19 protein-coding genes are annotated in these 22,159 nt (G+C 67.4%); 7 read left to right on the top strand and 12 right to left on the bottom strand.

What is annotated here, in order from left to right; genetic code table 11:
- Positions 1 to 34 precede the first annotated feature (34 nt).
- Together ACZY08_RS12445 and ACZY08_RS12440 are read left to right on the top strand one after the other, a co-directional pair.
- Positions 35 to 880 (top strand): cyclodehydratase, encoded by an 846-nt coding sequence (locus tag ACZY08_RS12445; RefSeq protein WP_463744561.1) that lies wholly within the window; start codon positions 35 to 37, stop codon positions 878 to 880.
- 42 nt (positions 881 to 922) lie between these two features.
- On the top strand, positions 923 to 2,257 hold the full coding sequence (locus ACZY08_RS12440) for a macrolide-binding ATPase MABP-1 (RefSeq protein WP_463744562.1): 1,335 nt from the start codon (positions 923 to 925) through the stop codon (positions 2,255 to 2,257).
- A 75-nt stretch (positions 2,258 to 2,332) separates the two neighbouring features.
- Here the strand turns inward: ACZY08_RS12440 and ACZY08_RS12435 are convergent, their stop codons facing one another.
- The 3 genes from ACZY08_RS12435 to ACZY08_RS12425 all read right to left on the bottom strand — a co-directional run bounded on the left by ACZY08_RS12435 (position 2,333) and on the right by ACZY08_RS12425 (position 6,062).
- Positions 2,333 to 2,632, bottom strand: a complete 300-nt coding sequence (locus tag ACZY08_RS12435; protein WP_463744563.1) for a WhiB family transcriptional regulator — start codon at positions 2,630 to 2,632, stop codon at positions 2,333 to 2,335.
- Positions 2,633 to 3,137: 505 nt separating this feature from the next.
- Positions 3,138 to 5,264, bottom strand: a complete 2,127-nt coding sequence (locus tag ACZY08_RS12430) for an ATP-dependent DNA helicase UvrD2 (protein WP_463744564.1) — start codon at positions 5,262 to 5,264, stop codon at positions 3,138 to 3,140.
- Positions 5,265 to 5,318: 54 nt separating this feature from the next.
- Positions 5,319 to 6,062: an SDR family oxidoreductase gene (locus ACZY08_RS12425; RefSeq protein WP_463744565.1), complete on the bottom strand. Its 744-nt coding sequence runs from the start codon at positions 6,060 to 6,062 to the stop codon at positions 5,319 to 5,321.
- Positions 6,063 to 6,134: 72 nt separating this feature from the next.
- Here ACZY08_RS12425 and ACZY08_RS12420 point away from each other — a divergent pair, with 72 nt between their 5' ends.
- Positions 6,135 to 6,611: an RrF2 family transcriptional regulator gene (locus tag ACZY08_RS12420; RefSeq protein WP_463744566.1), complete on the top strand. Its 477-nt coding sequence runs from the start codon at positions 6,135 to 6,137 to the stop codon at positions 6,609 to 6,611.
- Here ACZY08_RS12420 and ACZY08_RS12415 read toward each other — a convergent pair.
- The 5 genes from ACZY08_RS12415 to ACZY08_RS12395 form a co-directional block, all read right to left on the bottom strand.
- Positions 6,606 to 7,484 carry a dihydrodipicolinate synthase family protein gene (locus ACZY08_RS12415; protein WP_463744567.1) on the bottom strand — a complete coding sequence of 293 codons (879 nt, stop codon included), beginning with the start codon at positions 7,482 to 7,484 and terminating at the stop codon, positions 6,606 to 6,608. The genes ACZY08_RS12420 and ACZY08_RS12415 overlap by 6 nt on opposite strands.
- Before the next feature lie 53 nt (positions 7,485 to 7,537).
- Positions 7,538 to 8,323, bottom strand: a complete 786-nt coding sequence (locus ACZY08_RS12410) for an aldolase (RefSeq protein ID WP_463744568.1) — start codon at positions 8,321 to 8,323, stop codon at positions 7,538 to 7,540.
- Positions 8,324 to 8,569: 246 nt separating this feature from the next.
- On the bottom strand, positions 8,570 to 9,097 hold the full coding sequence (locus tag ACZY08_RS12405; protein WP_463744569.1) for a helix-turn-helix domain-containing protein: 528 nt from the start codon (positions 9,095 to 9,097) through the stop codon (positions 8,570 to 8,572).
- A gap of 109 nt (positions 9,098 to 9,206) precedes the next feature.
- Positions 9,207 to 10,223 (bottom strand): acyl-CoA dehydrogenase family protein, encoded by a 1,017-nt coding sequence (locus ACZY08_RS12400; protein ID WP_463744570.1) that lies wholly within the window; start codon positions 10,221 to 10,223, stop codon positions 9,207 to 9,209.
- Positions 10,224 to 10,286: 63 nt separating this feature from the next.
- Positions 10,287 to 11,423: an acyl-CoA dehydrogenase family protein gene (locus tag ACZY08_RS12395; protein ID WP_463744571.1), complete on the bottom strand. Its 1,137-nt coding sequence runs from the start codon at positions 11,421 to 11,423 to the stop codon at positions 10,287 to 10,289.
- A 101-nt stretch (positions 11,424 to 11,524) separates the two neighbouring features.
- Between ACZY08_RS12395 and mrx1 the strand changes: the two genes are divergently transcribed.
- Entirely contained in the window at positions 11,525 to 11,770 is a 246-nt protein-coding gene (gene mrx1 / locus ACZY08_RS12390; RefSeq protein WP_463744572.1) for a mycoredoxin Mrx1, read from the top strand.
- 21 nt (positions 11,771 to 11,791) lie between these two features.
- Here the strand turns inward: mrx1 and nudC are convergent, their stop codons facing one another.
- Together nudC and ACZY08_RS12380 are read right to left on the bottom strand one after the other, a co-directional pair.
- Positions 11,792 to 12,736, bottom strand: a complete 945-nt coding sequence (gene nudC, locus ACZY08_RS12385) for an NAD(+) diphosphatase (RefSeq protein ID WP_463744573.1) — start codon at positions 12,734 to 12,736, stop codon at positions 11,792 to 11,794.
- Positions 12,733 to 13,827, bottom strand: coding sequence for a potassium channel family protein (locus ACZY08_RS12380; protein ID WP_463744574.1), 1,095 nt, complete (start codon positions 13,825 to 13,827; stop codon positions 12,733 to 12,735). The genes nudC and ACZY08_RS12380 overlap by 4 nt, the downstream gene beginning before the upstream one ends.
- A 75-nt stretch (positions 13,828 to 13,902) precedes the next feature.
- On the opposite strand from ACZY08_RS12380, the gene ACZY08_RS12375 reads away from it, so the two are divergent.
- The 3 genes from ACZY08_RS12375 (at position 13,903) to ACZY08_RS12365 (ending at position 15,661) form a co-directional block, all read left to right on the top strand.
- Positions 13,903 to 14,292: a DoxX family protein gene (locus ACZY08_RS12375; protein ID WP_463744575.1), complete on the top strand. Its 390-nt coding sequence runs from the start codon at positions 13,903 to 13,905 to the stop codon at positions 14,290 to 14,292.
- Positions 14,293 to 14,410: 118 nt separating this feature from the next.
- Positions 14,411 to 15,136, top strand: coding sequence for a VIT1/CCC1 transporter family protein (locus ACZY08_RS12370; RefSeq protein WP_463744576.1), 726 nt, complete (start codon positions 14,411 to 14,413; stop codon positions 15,134 to 15,136).
- A 33-nt stretch (positions 15,137 to 15,169) separates the two neighbouring features.
- On the top strand, positions 15,170 to 15,661 hold the full coding sequence (locus tag ACZY08_RS12365) for a DUF2231 domain-containing protein (protein WP_463744577.1): 492 nt from the start codon (positions 15,170 to 15,172) through the stop codon (positions 15,659 to 15,661).
- On the opposite strand, the gene ACZY08_RS12360 is transcribed toward ACZY08_RS12365, so the two are convergent.
- Positions 15,658 to 18,984 carry an ATP-dependent helicase gene (locus ACZY08_RS12360; RefSeq protein WP_463744578.1) on the bottom strand — a complete coding sequence of 1,109 codons (3,327 nt, stop codon included), beginning with the start codon at positions 18,982 to 18,984 and terminating at the stop codon, positions 15,658 to 15,660. The two genes, ACZY08_RS12365 and ACZY08_RS12360, sit on opposite strands and share 4 nt — an antisense overlap.
- On the bottom strand, positions 18,981 to 22,136 hold the full coding sequence (locus ACZY08_RS12355; RefSeq protein ID WP_463744579.1) for an ATP-dependent helicase: 3,156 nt from the start codon (positions 22,134 to 22,136) through the stop codon (positions 18,981 to 18,983). Before ACZY08_RS12355 ends, ACZY08_RS12360 begins: the two co-directional genes overlap by 4 nt.
- Between the last annotated feature and the right edge of the window lie 23 nt (positions 22,137 to 22,159).

Raw genomic sequence — 22,159 nt, 5'->3', positions numbered from 1 at the left:
ACGGCGGTCCCCGCCGCCGTGGCACAGTCTTCGCATGAAGCGCTACGTGCTCGCCGCAGGCCGACCGATCCTGCTGCGTCCCGACGAGATGGTTCAGTTGGGCTGGGATCCGCGTCGCGCAGTACTGGTGCGTCCCCCGGCCGGAATGAGCCAGGCACAGTTGGCCGATCTGCTGCGGGCACTGCAGGTCGGCGCCACCCGCGACGAATTGGTCACGGCTGCAGCATCATTCGACGATGCCGACGCCATCGATGAGCTGATCGCCGCATTGACGGAAACCGGAATGCTCACCGTCGCCGCCACGCCCTCACGGCCGGCGCGGTCGGCATCCATCCGCGTGCACGGCCGCGGACCGCTGTCGGAACTGCTGGCCAACGGACTGCGCTGCTCGGGCGCGCGAGTCAGGCACAGCACGCACCCACACACCAGGAACGTGGCCGCCTCCACCGACCTGGTGGTGCTGGCCGACTACCAGATCACCGACCCGCGGCTGCTCCAAGAACTGCATCACGGCGGGATCGCCCACCTGCCGGTGCGGGTCCGCGACGGCGCCGGCTTGGTGGGGCCGCTGGTGATCCCGGGCCTGACCAGCTGTCTGCGCTGCGCCGATCTACACCGCACCGATCGCGACGCGGCGTGGCCTGCCGTGGCAACCCAACTCAGGGGCACCGTCGGCAGCGCCGGCCGTGCCACCATCCTGGCCACTGCGGCGCTGGCGATGCGGCAGGTCGACCTCGTGATCCGTGCCGTCAGACACACCGACGGTGACGAGCCCGCACCCGATGCACCGGCGACGCTGAACACCACCCTCGAACTCGACGCCGATGGGTACTCGATCGTGGCGCGGCGCTGGTCCCGGCACCCCGACTGCCCATGTTGAAAACGTTTGTTGCCAGTTGGTGGTGGGCCGTTCAGCCACGTCATGGATGATGGTCTGGTGTCTGACATCAAACGGGGAAGCGTGGCACGGAATGCGAAGCTCGCCGGCTTGGCCGGCGGCATGGCGGGTCGGGCCGCATTGGGCTTCGGCAAGCGTCTGACCGGCAAGTCCAAGGACGAAGTCACTGCCGAGTTGATGGACAAAGCCGCCCAACAATTGTTCGCCGTACTCGGTGAACTCAAGGGCGGGGCGATGAAGGTCGGCCAGGCCCTGTCGGTGCTCGAGGCGGCCATTCCCGAGCAGTACGGCAAGCCGTACCGCGAGGCGTTGACCAAGTTGCAGCGAGAAGCACCGCCACTCCCGGCCGCCAAGGTGCACCGGGTGCTCGATGCACAGCTCGGCACCAAATGGCGGGACCGGTTCACCTCGTTCGACGACACCCCCGTCGCCTCGGCCAGCATCGGTCAGGTGCACAAGGCAGTCTGGTCCGACGGCCGTGAGGTGGCCGTCAAGATCCAATACCCTGGTGCCGACGAAGCCCTGCGCGCCGATCTCAAGACGATCCAGCGCCTGGTCGGTGTCTTCAAGCAACTGGCCCCCGGCATCGACATCCAGGGCATCGTCGACGAGCTGATCGAACGCACCGATATGGAGCTGGACTATCGGCTCGAGGCCGAAAACCAGCGTGCGTTCGCCAAGGCTTACCGCGACGACCCGCACTTCTGTGTCCCCGCCATCGTCGCCAGCGCACCGAAGGTCGTCATCGCCGAATGGATGGACGGCATCCCGATGTCGGTGATCATCCGCGACGGCACCCCCGAACAGCGCGACCTGATGGGCACCCGGTTGTCCGAACTCACCTTTGACGCGCCCAAGCGGCTGCAGATGATGCACGGCGATGCCCATCCGGGGAACTTCATGCTGCTGGCCGACGGGCGGATGGGCGTCATCGACTTCGGCGCGGTCGCGCCGCTTCCCGACGGTTTCCCGACCTCCCTGGGCGAGTGCATCCGGCTGGCCCGGGACAAGAACTACGACGAGCTGCTGCCCACCATGGAGGAAGCCGGTTTCATCCAGAAGGGCGAACAGGTTTCGATCGAGGAAGTCGACGACATGTTGCGCCAGTACGTCGAACCGATCGAGGTCGACGTCTTCCACTACAACCGCCGGTGGATTCAGAAGATGGCGGCCGGCCAGATGGACAACTGGGTGGCCCAGATCAAGACGGCGCGCCAGCTCGACCTGCCGCCGAACCTGGCCATCCCATTGCGGGTGATCGCCTCGACCATCGCGATGTGCTGCCAACTCGACGCGCATGTGCCGGTGAAAGCGATTGCCACCGAACTGGTTCCGGGTTTCGCCGACGAGGCGGCCTAGCTGCTGAGCGTCGACTCTGCGGTCAGGGTGTGAAAGTTCGAGAAGAACTCACCCTGAACCGCAGAGTCGATGCCGTTACGCGGCTGCCACATTCTTCCGTGGACGCCCACGCGGCCGCTTGCGGGCCACGATGGTTCCGCGGTCGAGGATCTCACCACCCCAGACACCCCACGGCTCCTGCCGTTCCAGCGCGGCCGTGAGGCACGCGTTGCGGATCGGGCAATCCGCACACAGCGCCTTGGCCTGCTCCAGATCGACTGGGCTCTCGGCGAACCACAGATCGGGATTCCCGACGTGGCACGGCACCGCCGGTAGCCGCTGCTCGCATGTCACCGGCGCGACGCTCACCTCCGGAGCGGTCATCGCAATGGACATGTGCTTATCCCCCTACTTCCTGGTCGTTGTCGGAGATCTGTCTCTTGAACGGATCTGCGACCAGGTTTCTCGGGGTGGAGAACAACTCCCAAAGAAATTGGCCACGGATCCGGTTGACTGCGGGTCCGTGGCCATTTGGCGGTGATGGGAGCTCTACCTAGTAGGGGCTCCGATCCACGGACGCGCCAGTCGCGGCGGCCGGACGGCGCTTGTGCTGCGGCGAAATAGCAGCGGCGGCCGGCCATGCAGCAGCGGCGGCCGGCCATGCAGCAGCGGCGGCGGGGGCAGCGGGTGCGGCATGCCGGCGTCCCTCCGGGGAAACCGGGGAAACGGCGACGGCGAGCACGGACGATGGCATGCCTGCAGCCGCTACACCACTGAAATTGATGTTGCTATCCATTGCGGGCACCCTCCTTCCGTCTCGTCACCAGAGCTGTGTTACGAGGCTAAAGCCTAACAGCCAAATCGCACAACCTATTTTCTACCTGCGGTTTTGGCGCAATCTTTACGAATCTTGGCGGGCTTTCACCCGCGCGACAACCAACTCGAGGACATCCGGGCCGTACTGCTCGAGCTTGCGCGCACCGATACCGGGGAGTGCCACCAGTGCGGCATCGTCGGTCGGCAGTGACTCGGCGATGGCCATCAGGGTGTTGTCGGTGAACACCACGTACGCCGGCACTTTCATCTCCTTGGAGACGCGCAGCCGCCAGTCCTTGAGCTCGGTGAGAAGCTCCTCATCCAAGTCTGAGGGACAGGTTTCGCAGCGTCGCAACATGATCGCCGGCGGCGTCGACAGCTGGGCATTGCACACCCGGCAACGCGGCGCCGGACCGCGCTGACGACGCGGCCGGTCCGGGCCTGAGCCGCCGGAATTCTGTAGTTGCGGCGCGATGCCGTTGAGGAATCGCGACGGGCGTCGGCCCTGCCGCCCACCGGGGGTGCGAGCCAGCGCCCAACTCAGGCCGAGGTGCACTCTGGCCCGGGTGACTCCGACATAGAGCAGACGACGCTCCTCCTCCACCGGCTCGCTGTCGGGCCCGTGCGCAAGGGCATGGGAGATCGGCAGGGTGTTGTCGGCAAGGCCCACCAGGAACACCGCATCCCACTCCAGGCCCTTGGCCGCATGCAGCGACGCCAGCGTGACACCTTGCACCACCGGTGGGTGCCGGGAGTCGGCCCGCTGGCGCAGCTCGGCGACCAGCGCCCGCAGATCCAGGTCCGGGCGCACCGTGACCTCTTCGTCCACCAGCTCGGCCAGCGCCGTCAGCGCTTCCCAGCGTTCCCGCGCCTTGGTACCGGCCGGTGGTTCGGCGGTCAGTCCGAGCGGCTCCAGCAGCTCACGTACCAGGGCCGGCAGGTTGTCCTCGGGGATGTCGCGGTCGGCGAAGCGTTGCATCGCCACCAATGCCTGGCGGATCTCCTGGCGGCTGAAGAAACCCTCGCCGCCGCGGACCTGAAACGCGATTCCCGCCTCGGTGAGTGCTTCCTCGTAGACCTCAGACTGCGCGTTGATCCGGTACAGCACCGCGATTTCGGCCGGCGCTGTTCCGTTTTCGATCAGCTTCTTGATGGACCGGGCGACGGCATTGGCCTCGGCCACCTCGTCGGGATACTCGGAGAACGTCGGCTCGGGGCCAGGGTCACGCTGACCCACCAGATGCAGCTTGCTGCCCGCCATCCGGCCACGCGCGGCAGCGATCACCCGGTTGGCCAACGACACCACCTGCGGAGTCGAGCGGTAGTCACGCTCGAGCCGCACGACGGCGGCGTCGGGGAAGCGCCGGGAGAAGTCCAACAGGAAACGCGGAGTGGCCCCGGTGAACGAATAGATCGTCTGGTTGGCGTCACCGACCACCGTGAGATCGTCGCGCTCCCCCAGCCAGGCGTCGAGTACCCGCTGCTGCAGGGGTGTGACGTCCTGGTACTCGTCGACGACGAAGCAGCGGTAGCGGTCTCGGAATTCCTGGGCGACGGCGGCGTCGTTCTCGATGGCCGCGGCGGTGTGCAGCAGCAGGTCGTCGAAATCCAACAGCGCCGAGCCGTCGCGGCGGGCCTTGAGCGCCTCGTAGCCCGAATAGACCGCCGCGACCTTGGCCGCATCGAACGGGATGTCGCGCCCGACCTTCGCGACCGCCGTGCTGTAGGCCTCCGGGGTGATCAAAGATGCCTTGGCCCACTCGATTTCGCCGGCCAGATCGCGAACGTCATCGGTGCTGGTCTGCATCCCGGCCCGGTTGGCGGCCTGAGCGACCACGGCGAATTTGCTGTCGAGCAGCTCCCACCCCGTGTCGCCGACCAGTCGCGGCCAGAAGTACTGCAGTTGCCGGCGCGCCGCCGCGTGAAACGTCACCGCCTGCACCGCCGCGGTATTCACCCCCGACTCCTGACCCAACGCCCGCAACCGGCCCCTCATCTCGCCCGCGGCCCGCGCGGTGAACGTGACCGCGAGCACCTGACTGGGCGCGACGTGACCGCCGGCCACCAGGTGCGCGATCCGGCGGGTGATCGTGCGGGTCTTGCCGGTACCTGCACCGGCCAGCACGCACACGGGGCCGCGGGCGGCCAGCACGGCTTCCCGCTGCTCATCATCGAGATCGCCCAGGGCGGGCGAGGGAGCCTCCAACGGCATGCGCTCCATGGTGTCAGAGACCGGTGACAGTCCTCGGTCCGGCGTGGCCGGGGACTACCGCTGCCGGCTCAGCCACTGGTCGAAGGTGGTGGGCGCGATGCGGGCATTCTCTCCGGGCAGCAGTGCATCACCGGCCATCTGCACACCGAAGATCGATGACCACGTCGGCACCAACGTCACCTCGCGGCCGCGCACCGCCAGGGTCCGGCGGGCCATGTCGACCAGATCCTGCGTCTGCGGCCCGGCCACGTCGACGTAGCGGCCCTGTGGATCGCCCACGACCACCTCGGCGAGCACCGCGGCCACGTCGTCGGGATCGATGGGCTGTACCAGCAGCGGCGCGATGGGTGCAGTCCCATCCTGTTCGGTCCAGCTCACCACCGTCTCGGCGAAATCGTGGAACTGGGTGGCGGGCACGATCGTCCAGGGCACCGTTCCCGCTTGGATCAGGCGTTCCTGTTCACGTTTTCCGGCGTAGTGCGGATTGCCCTCGATGTCGTGGATCCCGACGATCGACAGCAGGACATGATGCCCCACCCCGGCGCGGGCTTCGGCGGCCAGCAGATTTCCGGTGGCGCTGCCCAGATAGTGCACGGTGCTGTCCCGATCGGTGGGCGGCGCACTCATCACGTCGACCACCGCCCGCACCCCGGCCAGGGCCGCGTCGAGCCCGTCACCGGTCGACAGGTCCACCCCGTTCGAGCGGCTGATCGCCACCACCTGGTGTCCGGCGCCCTGCAGAGCAGCGACCACGCGCGCCCCGATGTTCCCCGTAGCTCCCGCAACCGCGATTCGCATGATGTCTCCCGTCCTGGCCGATGGATATCTCGGACTATATAGGTCCGTAATATCTGTAATAAGCTACCGTCCGTGAAACTTCCCGTGGCCACCGAGTGGGCGCTGCACTGCGCGACATCGCTGGCGCAGCTCGACGTCGGGGCCACCGCATCGGCCGCCGGTCTCGCGGAGTACTTCGACCTACCCGCGGCCTATCTCGCCAAGCAGCTGCAGTCGCTCACCCGCGCAGGTGTACTCGCCGCGACGACCGGCCCCCGCGGCGGGTTCCGGCTGGGCCGGGCACCGGCCGACATCACCCTGCTGCAGATCGTCGAGGCCGTCGACGGCGCATCCCCGCCGTACGAATGCCGCGAGATCCGCCAGCAGGGTCGCGGTGCCCTACCGGCCGCCTGGTGCCGCCACGAGTGCATCCTCGCCGTGAAAATGTCTGACGCTCACCAGGCGTGGCGGGCCAGCCTAGACGGTGTCACGCTTGCCGACATCCTCGCCGACCTACCCGCCACGACACCCGCGCGCACGCGAAAGCTGTTGGGCAGGCAGGGCTCATAGCAAGAGCCGGCGCAACTCCTTGCGGCCGCCGTCGTCGAGCGGCAACAACGGGAGACGCGGGTCTCCGACGCCCTGACCCAACAGTTCGAGTCCACCCTTGATGGTGGTGGGCAGGCCGCCGGCCACGATGAACTCCAGAAAGGGCCTGAGGTCGGCGTAGATGGCGTCGGCCTTCGCCCAGTCTCCGGCCTGTGCCGCAGCATAGAGATCCAGGCATGGCTGCGGCAGCAGGTTAGGCGCCGCTGTGCACCAGCCCTTGGCGCCCGCCTTGAAGGCCTTGAGAATCATCGGATTACTGCCGTTGTAGAACGGCAGTTGGCCGCCGGCGAGCTCGGACAGGCGCTCCATGCGGGTGATGTCGCCGGTGGATTCCTTGACCATGGTGACGTTTTCGATGTCGGTGAACATCTGCACCAGCAGTTCGGGCCGCATGTCGATGCCGCTGGTCGCCGGGTTGTTGTACACCATGATGGGAATTCCGATGGCCGCCCCGATCGCCGCATAGTGTCGCGCGATCTCCCGTTCGGACAGTTTCCAGTAGGAGATGGGCAGCACCATCACCGCATCCGCGCCGGCCTGCTCGGCGTACTGCGCCCGGCGAATGGTATTGGCAGTGGTCAGATCTGAGGCGCCGATGACGACGGGTACCCTGCGATCGACCACACCGATCGTGGTGTCGATGACAGCATCGAACTCGGCTTCGGTGAGGTAGGCCGACTCACCCGTGCTGCCCAGCGGGACGATGCCGTGCGCTCCGCCGGTCACCAGCCGGTCGACCAGGGCGGCAAGCTTGCCCGTATCGATGCGATGGTCTGCGGTGAACGGTGTGACGGGATAGGCGAGAATTCCGTGGATTTCCTTGTTGGTGGTCATGTTTGACGTCCTTCTGCGGTTCGGATCGGATCGAGTGCGGGCCGGCCGGCTGCTCAGCTGGTCAGCGCATCGGGATGGTTGCGGAGCGCACGCCGCGCGTAGTAAGCGAAGTTGGCCTGGCTGCGTTTGGGCTGCAGAGTCCAGTCGTGCGCCTCGCGTGCCAGCCTCGGAGGCAGGTCCGCGATGGTGCCCGCGGCCATGGCAGCCAGCTGTAGCTTGGCGCCACGTTCGATGAGCATCGCCAACGAGCACGACTCCTCGATGCTGGCTCCGGCGATCACATGGCCGTGATGGGCCAACAGGATGGCCTTCTTGTCCCCCAGTGCGGCACTGATGATCTCGCCCTCTTCGTTACCCACCGGGACTCCGGGCCAGTCGGCCAGAAATGCGCAGTCGTCGTAAAGCGGTGCGATATCCATCTGCGACACGTGCAACGGAACTTCCAGCATCGAGAGCGCGGCGACATGGAACGGGTGCGTGTGCACGATGCACTGCACATCGGGCCGGGCGCGGTAGATCCAGGTGTGGAACCTATTGGCGGGGTTGGCCATTCCCTCACCCTCGAGAACTGTGAGATCCTCGTCGACAAGCAGCAGATTGCCTTCGGTGATCTCGTCGAAGCCCAATCCCAGCCGCTGGGTGTAGTAGGTACCCGGCTTCTCGGCTCGCGCGGTGATCTGGCCCGCCAGGCCCGAGTCGTGGCCCGCGTCGAACAGAGCTCGGCACGTCAACGCCAGCTTCTGCTGCGTCGTCAGAGCGGACTCCTCGATGTGGTTCGACAACCCATCGAGAGCGCGATGCATCAAAACCTGTTTCGAATCACCAAGCGTGGTGGTCATCTCGGCATACCTTTCTAACGCGGAGGCGGGAGACACAACCACGACTGTAGGACACCTTGTGTCCTACAGTCAACACGATTGACGATCCACGCTGGTTGCGAGCTACGATCTCCGGCCAACCTGTCATCGACCGTGCTCACCACCGCATCCGGCGAGATCACCATCGGCCTTCTCGGCCTGCCGGACCCGAACCCACCCACTCGGTGCACTTGAACCCCAGGTCCTCACGCCGGGAACGAGCGCAAGTCAACGATTGCGGCCGTAGTCGGTGTGGGTGATCACCAGAACCTCGCTGGGCGCGCTTCCCCGCTGCCGCAGCTGGTGAGGCAGTGAAGCGTCGAAATACGCGCAGTCGCCGGGTTCCAAGGTCACCAGGTCGTCCTGATAGCGCAGCTCCACGATGCCCGCGTGGACGAACACCAACTCCTGGCCGGCGTGCTCGGGATGCGGGTGTTCGGCGAACTTGAGGGTCGGTCGCACGATGAACGGCGACATCGACTTACCGAGCATCCCCGCGGCCACCGCGTGATACCGGCCGACTGCGCGGTCACCGGCACGGTCAACGGACAACGTCGTGACCGCCGGGTCCTCGGAAAATAACTGTGCGACATCGACTTCGAGTGCACGTGCCAGCTTCATCGCGACCGATATCGACGGGGTGGAACGCTGCCGTTCGACCTTGGACAGGTAACTCTTGGTCAACCCCGTCGCTTCGGCGAGCTCCTCGAGCGTCATGCCCCGCTGTTGACGCACAGCTCGCAACAGAGCGCTCACAATGTCTCCTGTCGCCGAGCAACACCGACCAACTTCAGGCCCATTCTCCCATAGGACAACCGGTGTCATATCGACGACACCGGTGAATGCCTGCGTCCATCGCGCCGAATCAGCCGCCGACCGCAGTGATCAACGACCACAACCCGTCCGAGCCCGCCCGAGTGCCGTACTCGGTGAGCTTGTCATCCCAGTGCGCGACCGAGCCGTACTCCGAACGCCAGGACAGGGCAGGCATGGTGAACTCGTGCAGTCGGTGTTCAATCGTGGTGCCGATCGCACCGTGCACCTGATGAGCGTTGCGTACCACCACGGAGGCAGCATGCCCTACACATGAACGCGCCACCGCGACAAGGAAATCCAGGTGTGGCGACAACCAGTCCGATCGCAGCGCCTCGGCGAGCGCACCGTCGGTGGCTGCGCGGGCCAGCGCCGACTCGGCGGCGATGTCGGCCACGAGATTCTGGACCGCCTGGAACTTGGCCAGTGGCCTGCCGAATTGGATCCGTTCACGGGTGTGCGCCACCGACATCGCCAGAATCCGGTCCAGCGCCGCGCACACCTGCACTGCCCGTACCAACGCCGCGCGTCGGGTGAACTGCTCGATCACATTGTCGGGCACAGGTGTTCCCGTCAAGCCGGAGACGTCCACACTGACATCGTCACGCGGCTCCCCCGCCCTGTTGTATCTCGGGGTGACCGACACAGACGCGGTATCCACCTCAGCCACGCGGTATCCAGTGCCACCGCGCCAGAGCAGCACCACCCGCTCGGAGCTCGCCGCCCACGGCACCCCGCGCGCCGCACCGTCAATGTCGAGCAGGCAGACAGTGCGCCGGGAACCGTCGACAACCAGACCGGCCGTTTCCAACAGCCAGCAGGCCAGCAGATCGTGCTCGGCGAGCGGGATTCTCACCCCGTGCCAGGCGGCCGCGCGCAGTAGCTCGACGGCCTCGGCCCAGCCGGCGCCACTCCCGCCGGACTCCTCGGAACCGGTCAGCCGGATCAGACCGAGATCGCCCAACTGATCCCACAATTCGGTGATGGCCTCTCCGGGCGCGTGCTGTTCCCGGTGCGCGGCGAACACCGCCGACATCATCTCGACCAGTTCGGCGTCGACAGCACTCATCAGCACTGTCTCCTCTTCGCGCAAGCGCTCATCAGTACCATCTCCTCTTCGCGCAAGCGCTCATCAGCGCAACCCCAGTCCCCGCGCAATGACCCCACGCAAAACCTCGTTTGTACCGCCCCGCAAGGTGAACCCAGGGCGCTGCACCACGGCATCGGCCAGCATCGAGCAGTAGTCCTCGTCGTCGATCTCCCCGAGAACATCAGCGAAATCGGCGATGTCGCCTTCAGTGGAGGTTCCCAGCACCTTGACCACGGCCGCCGCGGTGTCGGCCGGCTCATGTCGCTCCAGCGCACCGGCCACCGCCATCGACATCTGGTGCAGCCCGGTGATGCGGGCCAGGTAGCGGCCCAGATCGGTGTGGCGAGGCAGCTCCCCGTCGCGCATGTGCGAGGCCATGTCTGCCAGCAGCGGGAACGTCGACAGGAAACGCTCGGGCCCACTGCGTTCGAAGCTCAGCTCCGAGGTCACCTGCTGCCAGCCGTTGCCGATGGTGCCGAACACCATGGCGTCGGGCACGAACACCTCATCGAGGATCACCTCGTTGAAGTGGTGCTTGCCGTTCATCGAGATGATGGGCCGGATGTCGACGCCGGGCGCGCGCAGATCGACGATGAACTGACTGAGACCGTCATGGCGGTGTGCCGGATCCACAGGCGCGGTGCGGGCCAGACAGATGAATGCGTGGGCCAGATGCGCCCCTGACGTCCACACCTTGGCGCCGGTGACCGCCCACCCGCCGTCAACCTGCAGAGCCTTGGTGCGCACGCTGGCCAGATCCGAGCCGGAATCCGGCTCGCTCATACCGATTCCGAAGTAGCACTCGCCTTTGGCGATGGCGGGCAAGAACTTTCGCCGCTGTTCCTCGGTGCCGTACTTGAGCAGAGAGGGAACGATCTGGCGGTCGGCGATCCAGTGCGCCCCCACCGGGGCCCCGGCGGCCAGCAGCTCCTCGGTGACCACGAAGCGCTCCTGATGGCTGCGTCCGTGCCCACCGTAGGAGACCGGCACCGTCATCCCCAGCCAACCGCGGGCGGCCAGCGCCCGGCTGAAGTCCTCGTCCCAACCGGTCAGCCAACTGTCGGCGTACCGGCCGACCTTGCCGGTCTGCTGCTGCTCGGCGACGAACTGGCGCACCTGCAACCGCAACTCGTCGAGCACATGCGGGTCGCCGGCCACCGGCGGTACCACTCGGGTCATGTTCAGCTCCGTCCCATTGCAGATCGGCAACATACCGCTGCAGGCCGGAGACCTGCGTCACCGCGGGCATGAGGCAGCCGTTCCGCTACGTTATGAGGACTATGACTGCTACACCGACTGTGACCATGTACACCACCACGTGGTGCGGCTATTGCTCGCGGCTCAAGATGGCTCTGAAGTCCGAGGGCATCGCGTGGACTGAGGTCGACATCGAGCAGGATCCCGCCGCAGCGGAATTCGTCGGCTCGGTCAACGGCGGCAACCATGTGGTGCCGACCGTGAAGTTCGCCGACGGGTCGACGCTGACCAATCCGACGATCAAGCAGGTCAAAGCCAAAATCGGCTGACATTGCCCGGCCCATTGAAATTCAGTCCAGGGCCGCCCACGACTCGATGATCTCCCGGGCGATCGAGATCGACCCGGGCAACAGCAACCGGGACTGCGAATCGCCGCCGGCCGAGTTCCAGTCACCCCGATCCAGAGCCTCGCGGATCTCGGCACGGGTGAACCAGTCGGCCTCCGCGATCTCGCCGTCATTGAACGAGAACGGCTGTTCGGGATCACCGATGGCATGGAACCCGACCATCAGCGACCGTGGGAACGGCCACGGCTGGCTACCCAGGTACTGCACATCGGTCACCGTCAGGCCGACCTCCTCGGAGATCTCACGCACCACACATGTCTCGAAGGACTCGCCGGCCTCGACGAATCCGGCCAGGATCGAGAACAACCGCTCGGGCCATGCCGTCTGACGGGCCAGTACCGCGCGGTCACGGCCATCGTGGACCAGACAGATGACTGCCGGATCGATGCGCGGGAACTCCTCATGACCGCTGACCGGGTCGACCCGCGACCAGCCACCTTTGGCCGACCTTGTCACCGCGCCGTCCACCGCATTGAACCTGGCCCGGTCATGCCAGTTGAGCAGCGCGGTAGCGGTCGACACCAACTGGGCGCTGACATCGTCGAAGACCTCGCCGGCCCGGCGCAGATCGAGCACCTCGGCCGGCGCATCCGGATCCTCGGGCCCTTCCAGTGCGCTGCGGACACCCCAGACATGCCGCCCATCGGCCAGCCGCCCCAAGAAGACCGCGTGCTCCGGTGGCTTGTCGGTGCCCAAGCTCGAAGCCTTACCGAGCACCACCTGGCCACCCGAGATCAGCACCTGGCTGCGGCGGTCGACACGTAGCAGCAGCGCGTCCTTCCAGCCCTCGGTCGCAGCATCGACATCGGTGCGCAGGGCGTCGGCGCGGTCGGCGCCAACCCGCGACAGCAGGGGGACGTTGCGTAGGCCGAACGTTCGATGTGTCATCGCTCGGCGTCCGCGCTGCGGATGTAGAGCAACCGGTCACCGGCCTCCAGCGCATCCACCTCTGGCGCATCGACCCGGACCAGCCGGCCTCCACGCACCACACCCAGCACGATGTCGTGCAGATGGCGCGGGGAGCCGCCCTCCTCCTTCGGAGTGACCTCGCGCTCGGCGATGGCGAACCCCGCATCGGGAGTGAGCAGATCCTCCATCATCTCCACCACACTGGGAGTCTGCGTCGCGATCCCGAGCAGGCGCCCGGCGGTCTCGGAAGACACCACTGTGGAGTCCGCACCGGACTGCTTGAGCAGATGCAGGTTGTCAGATTCCCGCACCGCCGCGATGATCTTGGCTTTGGGGGCCAGCTCGCGGGCAGTCAACGTGACCAGCACCGCGCTGGCGTCGTTGTCGGCGGCGACGATGATCGACTTGGCGTGCTGGGCACCCGCCAGCCGCAGGACAGCGGAATTGGTGGCGTCACCGTGCACGGTCACCAGCCCGGCGCCCTTGGCGCGCTCCAGCGCAGCCGCGCTCTCGTCGACGACGACGATGTCGGCCGGGGAGACCTCATCGCCGACCATCGCGGCGACCGCCGTCCGGCCCTTGGTGCCGTATCCGACGACGACGGTGTGGTTGCGCACTTTGTTCCTCCATCGCTGAATCTTCAGCGCCTGCCGGGATTGGGTGGTCAGGGTTTCCACGGTGGTACCGATGAGAACGATCAGGAAGGCCACCCGCAGCGGCGTGATCACGATGACGTTCACCAGACGCGCCGAATCCGTGTACGGCGTGATGTCGCCGTAACCGGTCGTCGACAGTGACACCGTCGCGTAGTACAGGCAGTCCAGGAACGAGAGCGGATTGTTCGGATCCGGGGCGCTGTCGTTGTCCCGATAGCCGTGCCGATCGAGGTAGACGATGAGCACCGCGGCGAACAGCGCCCCCAACGCGTACAGCACCCGCATGAAGATCTTGCGGGCCGGACTGACGAACGGCTCGGGGATACGCAGCACGTCGACCAGCGCGGCATCCGGGCGCGAAGTCAGGTTCGGGTCCATCGCGGCGAGCCGGCGCCGCAGCCTGCCTTTAGCCACGCCACCCCATCATCGAGCAAAGCACCCCGGGGCGTGCCGGGATCGTTCCGATCAGACGCACGCCACAATGTAACCATGACCGCACCCGAGACTCAGCGGATCTCCTCCGCACCCGCCGCCCAACGCATGGCTGCCCTACTGGTGGGCATGGGGGTGCTGCACTTCGTGGCCCCCAAACCGTTCGACTCGATCATTCCGGCCGAGCTGCCCGGCAGCGCCCGCTTCTACACCTACGCCTCCGGCGTGGGTGAGGTGGCTACCGGAGCCCTCCTGGCCGTGCCCCGCACCCGGCGGCTGGGTGCACTGGCCGCGATCACCCTGTTCGTCGCGGTGTTTCCCGGGAACGTGAACATGGTCCGGTTGTGGTGGGACAAGCCATGGCCGATGCGCATCGGGGCGATCGCCCGACTGCCGCTGCAGATCCCGATGATCACCTCGGCCCTGCGGATCTACCGCAACACCTAACCGACCCGGCCAGAACGCCTGGGCTCCAACCGGTTTCGTCTCGGGCCCGGCGCCGGGAAGCATCCGGAGCCAAGTTTGGCAAGGCTATCGTTGCTGGTGGCGTGCAATTTTGGTCGATATGGTCGGGATCGTGCCGAATCCCAGCCATCCGTCCGAGCCGCACGTGGGTTCACTGGCATCGAGACTGAACTGGCTTCGCGCTGGGGTTTTGGGTGCCAACGACGGAATCGTCTCCACGGCCGGCATCGTGGTGGGCGTGGCCGCCGCGACGGTGGAGCAGGCGCCGATTCTGACCGCCGGCATCGCCGGCCTGGCCGCCGGAGCGGTCTCGATGGCGCTGGGCGAATACGTCTCGGTGAGCACGCAACGTGACACCGAACGCGCGCTGCTGAGCAAGGAACGCCTCGAATTGAGCGATGACCCCGCCGCCGAATTGGACGAGTTGACCTCGCTCTACGAGGCCAAGGGCCTGTCGACGGCGACGGCGCGCACCGTGGCCGAAGAACTCACCGACCACGACGCCTTCGCTGCGCACGCCGAGGTCGAATTGGGCATCGATCCCAAGGATCTGACCAATCCGTGGCAGGCGGCTACGTCATCGGCGCTGTCGTTCACCATCGGTGCGCTGCTGCCGTTGATCGCAATCCTGATCCCGCCGACGACATTGCGGATCCCCGTGACTGTGGTGTCGGTATTGCTGGCATTGATGCTCACCGGAGCGGTGTCTGCCGGGCTGGGCGGGGCACCAAAAGGACGCGCTGTGCTACGCAACGTGATCGGCGGCGGCCTGGCCCTGGCGATCACCTATCTGATCGGTCTGTTGGTGGGGAGCACCATCACCTGACCTCGTCGATCATCCGACCAGCCAAGGAGTTCCGTGACAGTCATCAACGGCTTACCCGCCCACGTTCTTCTCGTCCACGCGCTGGTCATCCTCGTACCGTTGACCGCGGTACTGGAGATGCTGTGCGCACTGTGGCCCGCCGCCCGCCGAGGCCACTTGCTGTGGCTCACGCTCATCCTGGCCGTTGTGACAACGGTTTTGACGCCGCTCACCACGTACGCCGGTGAATGGCTCTACGACCTGCGGCCCGCTCAAGATGCCGTCCTGCAAGAGCACGCCGAGCGCGGCGACACCATGATCTACTTCTCGCTCGCACTGCTGGTCGTCGCGCTGGCGCTGGTGGGTGTGCGTTTCGCCGAACGCCGCGATGACAGCCGGCGGCTGATCTACCACGGGGTCGTCGGGGCGGCCGCCGTTCTGGTGGGAGTTGCCTCGATCGTTCAGATCTACCGCATCGGCGATCTGGGAGCGCGATCGGTGTGGGGATCCGAGATCGCCAACTTGACCTCAGCTGGTGACGGCTAGTGCTCCTGCGCAGTGCTCGACGAGGCGGGATCGGTCAGCAGAGCGACGAGTTCGTCCTCCCCTGGCAGCGATTCGGGACTGACGGTCCGCCCCGAGCGCACGTAGTGGAACGCGGCCCGCACCGATTCCGGCGCGCACCCGCGTAGCGCCGCCCAGGCCAGGCGGTACACCGCCAGCTGAACCGCAGCCTGCGCCAGGGATTCCGGAGTGGTCGGAGGGTCTCCGGTTTTCCAGTCGACCACGGTGGTGGTCCCGTCATCGTGCGCGAAGACCGCGTCGATCCGGCCGCGCACGATGGTGGTTCTCGTCGTCCCGATCACCATGTCGAACGGCACCTCCACCTCGATCGGGGTACGTGCGGCCCACGACGACATGACGAATGCGTCCTGCAACTCGGACAGTTCGGCCGCGCTGGCGCGCCCGCTGTCACTGTCCATCGCGCCGGGTAGATCGTCGAGGTCGAACAGACGCTCGGAGTGGAAGTACCGCTGCACCCACTCGTGGAAGGCGGTGCCCAGCAGCGCATGCGGATCCGGACGTTGCGGCAACCGGCGATGCAGGCGTTGCAGCGCGGCCTGCCGATCGCGGCTCAACTCCACCAGTGTGCTGACCGACAACTGGCCGGGCACCTCAAGCGGGGCGACCTGCGGTGCGTGATCCCGCTCGGCAAGAAGCGCATCGACGTCGGCGGCCCAGCCCTCCCCGGCGGCATCGGCGACGGCTTCGGCGGCCTCGCCGGTCTCGTCTGAGCCGGCATCGGCCCCACGCTCACCGGCCAGCGCCCGCGCCACAAGTGCCGCACCACGGTCGACGTCGTTCTCTCTCGCCGGGGCCGCCGGCCAGATCGCTTCGAGAGCCTTGTCCCGCAACGGGTTGACCTCGCCAGCCGGCGGATCGGGAGCCCACTGCTCGATCTCGCCGCACGGATTACCCTGCGCAGCAGCATCTTCCACGATGGCCTTGATCTCGCACAGAAACTCCGAGGGGCCACGCGGCTTACTCTCGGTGGCACCCCAGTGATGCCCGGAGATCAGCAAGGTGTCCTCCGAGCGGGTGATCGCGACGTAGAGCAGCCGGCGCTCCTCGTCGATACGGCGCTGTTCAAGGCTGCGCTTGTGATCGGAGATCTTGTCCGACAAGATCTTCCGGTCGTTGATGTCGGAGGTGTCCAGAACCGGTACACCCAGCTCCGACTCGGTCGCCCGATCCCCGCGCAACAGCGGAGGCAGATCCGACGAATCGCTGAGCCAGGTGCGCGCCGAGGCCGTCGACGGAAACACCCGGCCGCTCAGATGCGGAACGGCGACCACCTGCCATTCCAGTCCCTTGGCCGCATGCACGGTCAGGATCTGCACCCGGTCGTGCGACACCGTCAACTCCGCCGGCGCCAAGCCGTTCTCCACCTCGGTGGCCACATCCAAATAGGCCAGCAGCGCGAGTACGGACCCACCTGATCGTCCGGCGAAATCGGCCACCAGATCGCAGAATGTGTCGAGGTTCTCGGTCCCGGACCAGCCCGCGGCCACCGGGCGGGCCGCGCGAGCCTCGGCGTCCAATCCGGCGACGCGCCGCACCTCGGCCACCAACTCGGGCAGCGGGTGGCTCAGGTGTGCACGCAACATGGTCAGCTCGCGCCCGAGGGCCCCGATCCGCCGGTAGCCGGCCGGCGAATAGTGTTCGGCGGCACCGGGATCGCAGAGCGCGTCGGCCAGACAGGCCGAATCGGCGTCGGGGGCGGCCTGGGCCACGATCTCAGCAGCGCTGGGCTCCCCCACCGGCCGGTCGTCGAGTTCCCTGGCCCGGCGCCACAGAGCGGCGATATCCCGCGCACCGAACCGCCACCGCGGTCCGGTCAGCACCCGCATCACCGCGGAGCCTGCCGCGGGATCGGCCACCAACCGCAGCGTCGCGACCAGATCGGCCACCTCGGGTACGGCCAGCAGTCCGGCCACCCCGACCACCTCGGCCGGAACCCCGCGTGCACTCAGCGCCTCGGCCATCGGCGCGGCGTCGGCGTTGCGCCGCACCAGTACGGCCGCGGTCGGTGTGGCCGACCCCTGTGCCACCGCACCGTGGTGGATCCGCGCCAGATGATCTGCCACCCAGTCACGTTCGGTCTCGACATCATTCAGCAGTGCACACCGGATGGTGCCCGGCTCAGCGTCGGGACGGGGCCGCAGCTCATGCACCGTCACCGACCGGCGGCGCGCCTCGGCCGACACCGCATTGGCCAGATGCAGGGCACTCGGCGGGTTGCGCCAACTGGTCCGCAGTTCCAGCGTCGGGGCGGGAGACCCGTCGACCTGCGGGAAGTCCGTGGTGAACCGGGGTAGGTTCGTCGCGGACGCGCCCCGCCAGCCATAGATCGACTGGATCGGATCGCCCACCGCGGTCAGCGCCAGGCCCTCGTCGACGCCGCCGCCGAACAGCGAGGACAGCGCTACTCGCTGCGCATGCCCGGTGTCCTGGTACTCGTCGAGCAGCACCACCCGGAAACGTTGCCGCAGTTGCTCACCGACCTGAGGAAAATTCGAAGCCAGCCGCGCCGCAGCGGACATCTGCATACCGAAATCCATCACCTTGTCGGTGCGCATCCGCTGGTGCAACGCATCGATCAACGGCACCAGTTCGGTGCGTTCGGTCTGGGTGGCCAGCATCTTGAGCAGCCACTGGCTGGGCCCGCGGTCACGCTGGTACGGACCGGCCGGCAGGGAGTGCACCAACCGCTCGAGCTCCACATGCGTATCGCGGAGTTGATCGGTGTCGACCAGATGCTCGGCCAGCGCGCCTGCGAGCCGCAGCACCATGCCCGTGACGGCGGCCGGGGTCTTGTCGATGGCCAGCTCTCCCGGGTGCGCACACACCACGTCGAAGGCCAGCTGCCACAGCTCCGTCTCGCTCAGCAGCCGGGTATCCGGTTCGACCGGGAGGAGGAGCCCGTGCTCGCGCAGCAGAGTGCCGGCGAACGCGTGATAGGTACTGACCGTCGCGATCTCGTCGGCGCCGACGGTCACCGGCGCGAGACCGGCACCGGCGAGGCGGGCCAACCGGGTCCGCACCCGGCGCAACAGCTGGCCGGCGGCTTTGCGGGTGAAGGTCAGGCCCAGCACCTGTGACGGCGTGGCATAACCGTTGGCTACCAACCAGACGACCCGGGCCGCCATGGTCTCGGTCTTACCGGCACCTGCCCCCGCTATGACCACCAAGGGCCCGGGCGGCGCGGCGATGACCGCGGCCTGCTCCTCGGTCGGGGGGAACAGACCCAGTGCAGTGGACAACTCGGCCGGGCTGTATCGCACGCGGGCCTGCGCGGTTTCCGTCATGACCGATCCCCGGCAGCCTGGACCGGGCACGACGAACGCACCGGGCAGTGCGCGCAGCCGTCGTTGACGCGGGCCACGAACTGCGGTCCTGCGGTGGCCGCCGCCGCGCTGCTGACCGTGCCCAGCCAGTCGGCACGAGTGTCCGGTGTCATCGGGTCCTGTTCGCGTTCGGTGGCGCCCGCCGCGCCCGCCTTGCCCAGGTATACCAACCGGCCCCCGCCCGGCTGATCGCCGTGCTGCAGTAATCCCGCTGCCACCGCAAGCTGATACGTGGCCAGCTGGGCGTGCTTCTGGGCGTCGTCCTTGGTGACGGGGCTCTTACCGGTCTTCAGGTCGACGACGACGAGCCGATCCGCCTGGTCACGCTCAAGGCGATCCAACCGGCCCCGCACCCGGACACCCGGCCCGTCGGACCCCGGCTCGACGAGCACCCCCTCGACATCGATCTCCACGGCGACCTCGGTCAACTGGCCCCGGGTGTCCGTACGCCATCGGGTGAAGGTTTCGAGCATCTCGCGGTGGCGCGACAACTCATTGTCCGAATACCACTTCGCCTCGAAAGGCAGGTCTTCCCACACCTTTTCCAGGTCGTCGATCAGTTGGCCCTCGGTCTTGCCGGAATCGGCGACCAGCGCGTGCAGCAACGACCCGACTGTCGAACGCACGTCGCGTCCGTCACCGCCGCCGTGGCGCTCCAGCAGCCAACGCAACGGGCAGTCGGTGAGCATCTGCAGCGTCGACGGTGACAAGACAACCTCAGGTAGCACGCCGTCGGTCTCCGACCACAGCGGCTCCTCGGTGGACAACGGCGTCATCGTGTGCCATTGCGAAGGATCAGCCCCTGGAACCCCCGCCGCGGCCAGCCGGGCCAATTGAGTTGCCGCACAGGACCGGGACTCGTCGTCGACGGCGCCCTCCGGTGCGCACACGACGGCCCGCAGCCGACCGACCACCGCCGAAGGCAGCAGTACCCGCGGTGCGGCCAATGGCGGAAGTGACACCGATTCCGTTGCCACCTCGGCCAGTTCGGCACAGAACGGTGACGGCAGCAGCGATTCGTCCCCACCGTCGCTGTCGACCGCGGTTACCAGCAGCCGGATCCGGGCCCGGCCCATGGCCGCCATCAACAGCCGCCGTTCCTCGGCGAGCAGGGGCGCCCGAGTCGACACCACGCGCTCATCCGGGGCGGCCACCCCGTCGAGAACATCCACCAGGTTCTGCGTCCCCAGGATGCCGCCCCGCGGAATGGTGTTGGGCCACAACCCTTCCTGCACACCAGAAATCACCACGAAATCCCACTCGCGGCCCAGTGCGGCGTGCGCGCTGAGCACCGAGACCGCGTCGGACCTGGGGCTCGCATCTGAGGCCGACATCGACGACCCCAATGTCGCCACGTGGTCCACCAGCCCACTCAGCGACGCTCCCGCGGTGCGGCTCACATACTGATCGGCCACATCGAAGAGCGCGGTCATCGCGTCCAGGTCGCGGTCGGCTTGTGCCCCGATGGTGCCGCCGCGCTCACTGGCCGCCAGCCAACGCGGCTGCAACCGGCAGGCATTCCAGGCCTGCCACAGGGTATAGCGCGGATCCGCGCCGTCTCGCTCGCTGCGGCGAGCGGCGGCCAGGACCGACCGCAGCCGGCGCAGCGGCTTGACGTGTTCGGCCGACAAGCCGGCCGGCTCCGCATCGATCGCGGCCACGAGCAGATCGGTGAAACCCCTTGGCGGCGTGGAACCATCGGCACGCCGCAGCGCCCGTCGCAACTGCCGCAGGGTCACCGGGTCGACTCGGCCGATCGGACCGGTGAGCAGACTGACGGCGCTGTCACCGTCCAGGTTCCCGGATGCCGTCACCTCCAACACCGTCAGCAAGGCGGCGACCGCAGGCTGCTGCGCCAGCCCCAGGTCAGTGCCCGCGGCCTGCACCGGCACCCCGGCCCCGCTCAGTGCCCGCGCCAGGGCCGCACCCACCCGTGGAATCGAGCGGACCACCACCGCCATCTCGGACCAGGGCACGCCGTCGACCAGATGGGCACGGCGCAAAGCGTCGGCGATGTAGGCGTTCTCGGCATGCGGCGTGGCCGCCAACCGCATGGTCACCTCGCCCTGCCCGCGTTCCGGGTTGCCCTCCATCGCGCGGCCGGCCCCCACACCAGGCAGGCGGCGAGCGATGCCCGAGATCGCCGAAGCGACTGCGGGGGCACAGCGGTGCGACTGGGTGAGAATGATCGCCGGGGCGTCGTCCCCGCCGTGATCGCGCAACAACACCGGATCGGCGCCGCGGTACGAGAACACCGTCTGGTCGGGGTCACCGGCAATAACGGTCAACCCCGCCCCGGCCGCCAACACCCGCACCAACAACGCGGCCTGCGGATCGAGGTGCTGGGCGTCGTCGACCAGCAGCAGGCTGATCCGAGCCCGCTCGGCGGCCAGCAGATCCGCGTCGGTCCCGAGGGCCTCCAGCGCCGCACCGACGAGTTCGGCCGCCCCCAACGCGGGGACCGTGGCCTGCGGTGCGGCCATACCGACAGCCGAACGCAACAGCATGATCTGCTCGTAGGCCTGGGCAAACCGGCCCGCCGCCAACCATTCCGGGCGCCCGGCCGACCGACCCAGCCGCTGCAGGGCGCGTGGATCCACACCGCGTTCAGTGCAGCGTGCCATCAGATCACGCAGCTCGGTGGCGAAGCCCGCCGTGCTCAGCGCCGGCCACAGCTGTTCCGGCCAGCCAACGGGGGAATCCGTGCCGTCCTCCAGGTCGCCGGCCAGCAGTTCCCGGATGATGCCGTCCTGTTCGGCGGTGGTGATCAGCCGCGGCGGCGGATCACCGTTGCGCTGAGCCGCCAGCCGCAGGAGTGCGAACGCATAGGAGTGCACGGTGCGCACCATCGGTTCCTGCACCACGCCGTGAGTGCCCGCACCGAGCAGGCGGGCGGTGATGGCGGCCCTGGCCTCGCCCCGCAGCCGGGCCGAGCCGGTGAGCAACAGCACCGACTCGGGGTCGGTGCCCGCCGCGATGTGGTCGACCGCGGTGCTGATCAACAGTGAGCTCTTGCCGGTGCCCGGCCCGCCCAGGACCCGCACCACCCCGCCGCGCCCCGGTACCAGCAGCTCGCTGCCCGCCAGTGCCGGTTCGACGTGGTGTGTGGTCATGGAGGAGATGACACCAGAGGGGT

The organism is Mycobacterium sp. IDUB_9, from assembly GCF_055419505.1.
This window is presented reverse-complemented; position numbering and strand designations above follow the sequence as displayed.

What these genes read in the sequence shown, in the direction of transcription:
- ACZY08_RS12445 (WP_463744561.1), top strand. Translation starts at nt 35, where the DNA reads ATGAAGCGCTACGTGCTCGCCGCAGGCCGACCGATCCTGCTGCGTCCC.
- ACZY08_RS12440 (WP_463744562.1), top strand. Translation starts at nt 923, where the DNA reads ATGGATGATGGTCTGGTGTCTGACATCAAACGGGGAAGCGTGGCACGG.
- ACZY08_RS12435 (WP_463744563.1), bottom strand. Translation starts at nt 2,632, where the DNA reads ATGTCCATTGCGATGACCGCTCCGGAGGTGAGCGTCGCGCCGGTGACA.
- ACZY08_RS12430 (WP_463744564.1), bottom strand. Translation starts at nt 5,264, where the DNA reads ATGCCGTTGGAGGCTCCCTCGCCCGCCCTGGGCGATCTCGATGATGAG.
- ACZY08_RS12425 (WP_463744565.1), bottom strand. Translation starts at nt 6,062, where the DNA reads ATGCGAATCGCGGTTGCGGGAGCTACGGGGAACATCGGGGCGCGCGTG.
- ACZY08_RS12415 (WP_463744567.1), bottom strand. Translation starts at nt 7,484, where the DNA reads ATGACCACCAACAAGGAAATCCACGGAATTCTCGCCTATCCCGTCACA.
- ACZY08_RS12410 (WP_463744568.1), bottom strand. Translation starts at nt 8,323, where the DNA reads ATGACCACCACGCTTGGTGATTCGAAACAGGTTTTGATGCATCGCGCT.
- ACZY08_RS12400 (WP_463744570.1), bottom strand. Translation starts at nt 10,223, where the DNA reads ATGAGTGCTGTCGACGCCGAACTGGTCGAGATGATGTCGGCGGTGTTC.
- ACZY08_RS12395 (WP_463744571.1), bottom strand. Translation starts at nt 11,423, where the DNA reads ATGACCCGAGTGGTACCGCCGGTGGCCGGCGACCCGCATGTGCTCGAC.
- mrx1 (WP_463744572.1), top strand. Translation starts at nt 11,525, where the DNA reads ATGACTGCTACACCGACTGTGACCATGTACACCACCACGTGGTGCGGC.
- nudC (WP_463744573.1), bottom strand. Translation starts at nt 12,736, where the DNA reads ATGACACATCGAACGTTCGGCCTACGCAACGTCCCCCTGCTGTCGCGG.
- ACZY08_RS12375 (WP_463744575.1), top strand. Translation starts at nt 13,903, where the DNA reads ATGACCGCACCCGAGACTCAGCGGATCTCCTCCGCACCCGCCGCCCAA.
- ACZY08_RS12370 (WP_463744576.1), top strand. Translation starts at nt 14,411, where the DNA reads ATGGTCGGGATCGTGCCGAATCCCAGCCATCCGTCCGAGCCGCACGTG.
- ACZY08_RS12360 (WP_463744578.1), bottom strand. Translation starts at nt 18,984, where the DNA reads ATGACGGAAACCGCGCAGGCCCGCGTGCGATACAGCCCGGCCGAGTTG.
- ACZY08_RS12355 (WP_463744579.1), bottom strand. Translation starts at nt 22,136, where the DNA reads ATGACCACACACCACGTCGAACCGGCACTGGCGGGCAGCGAGCTGCTG.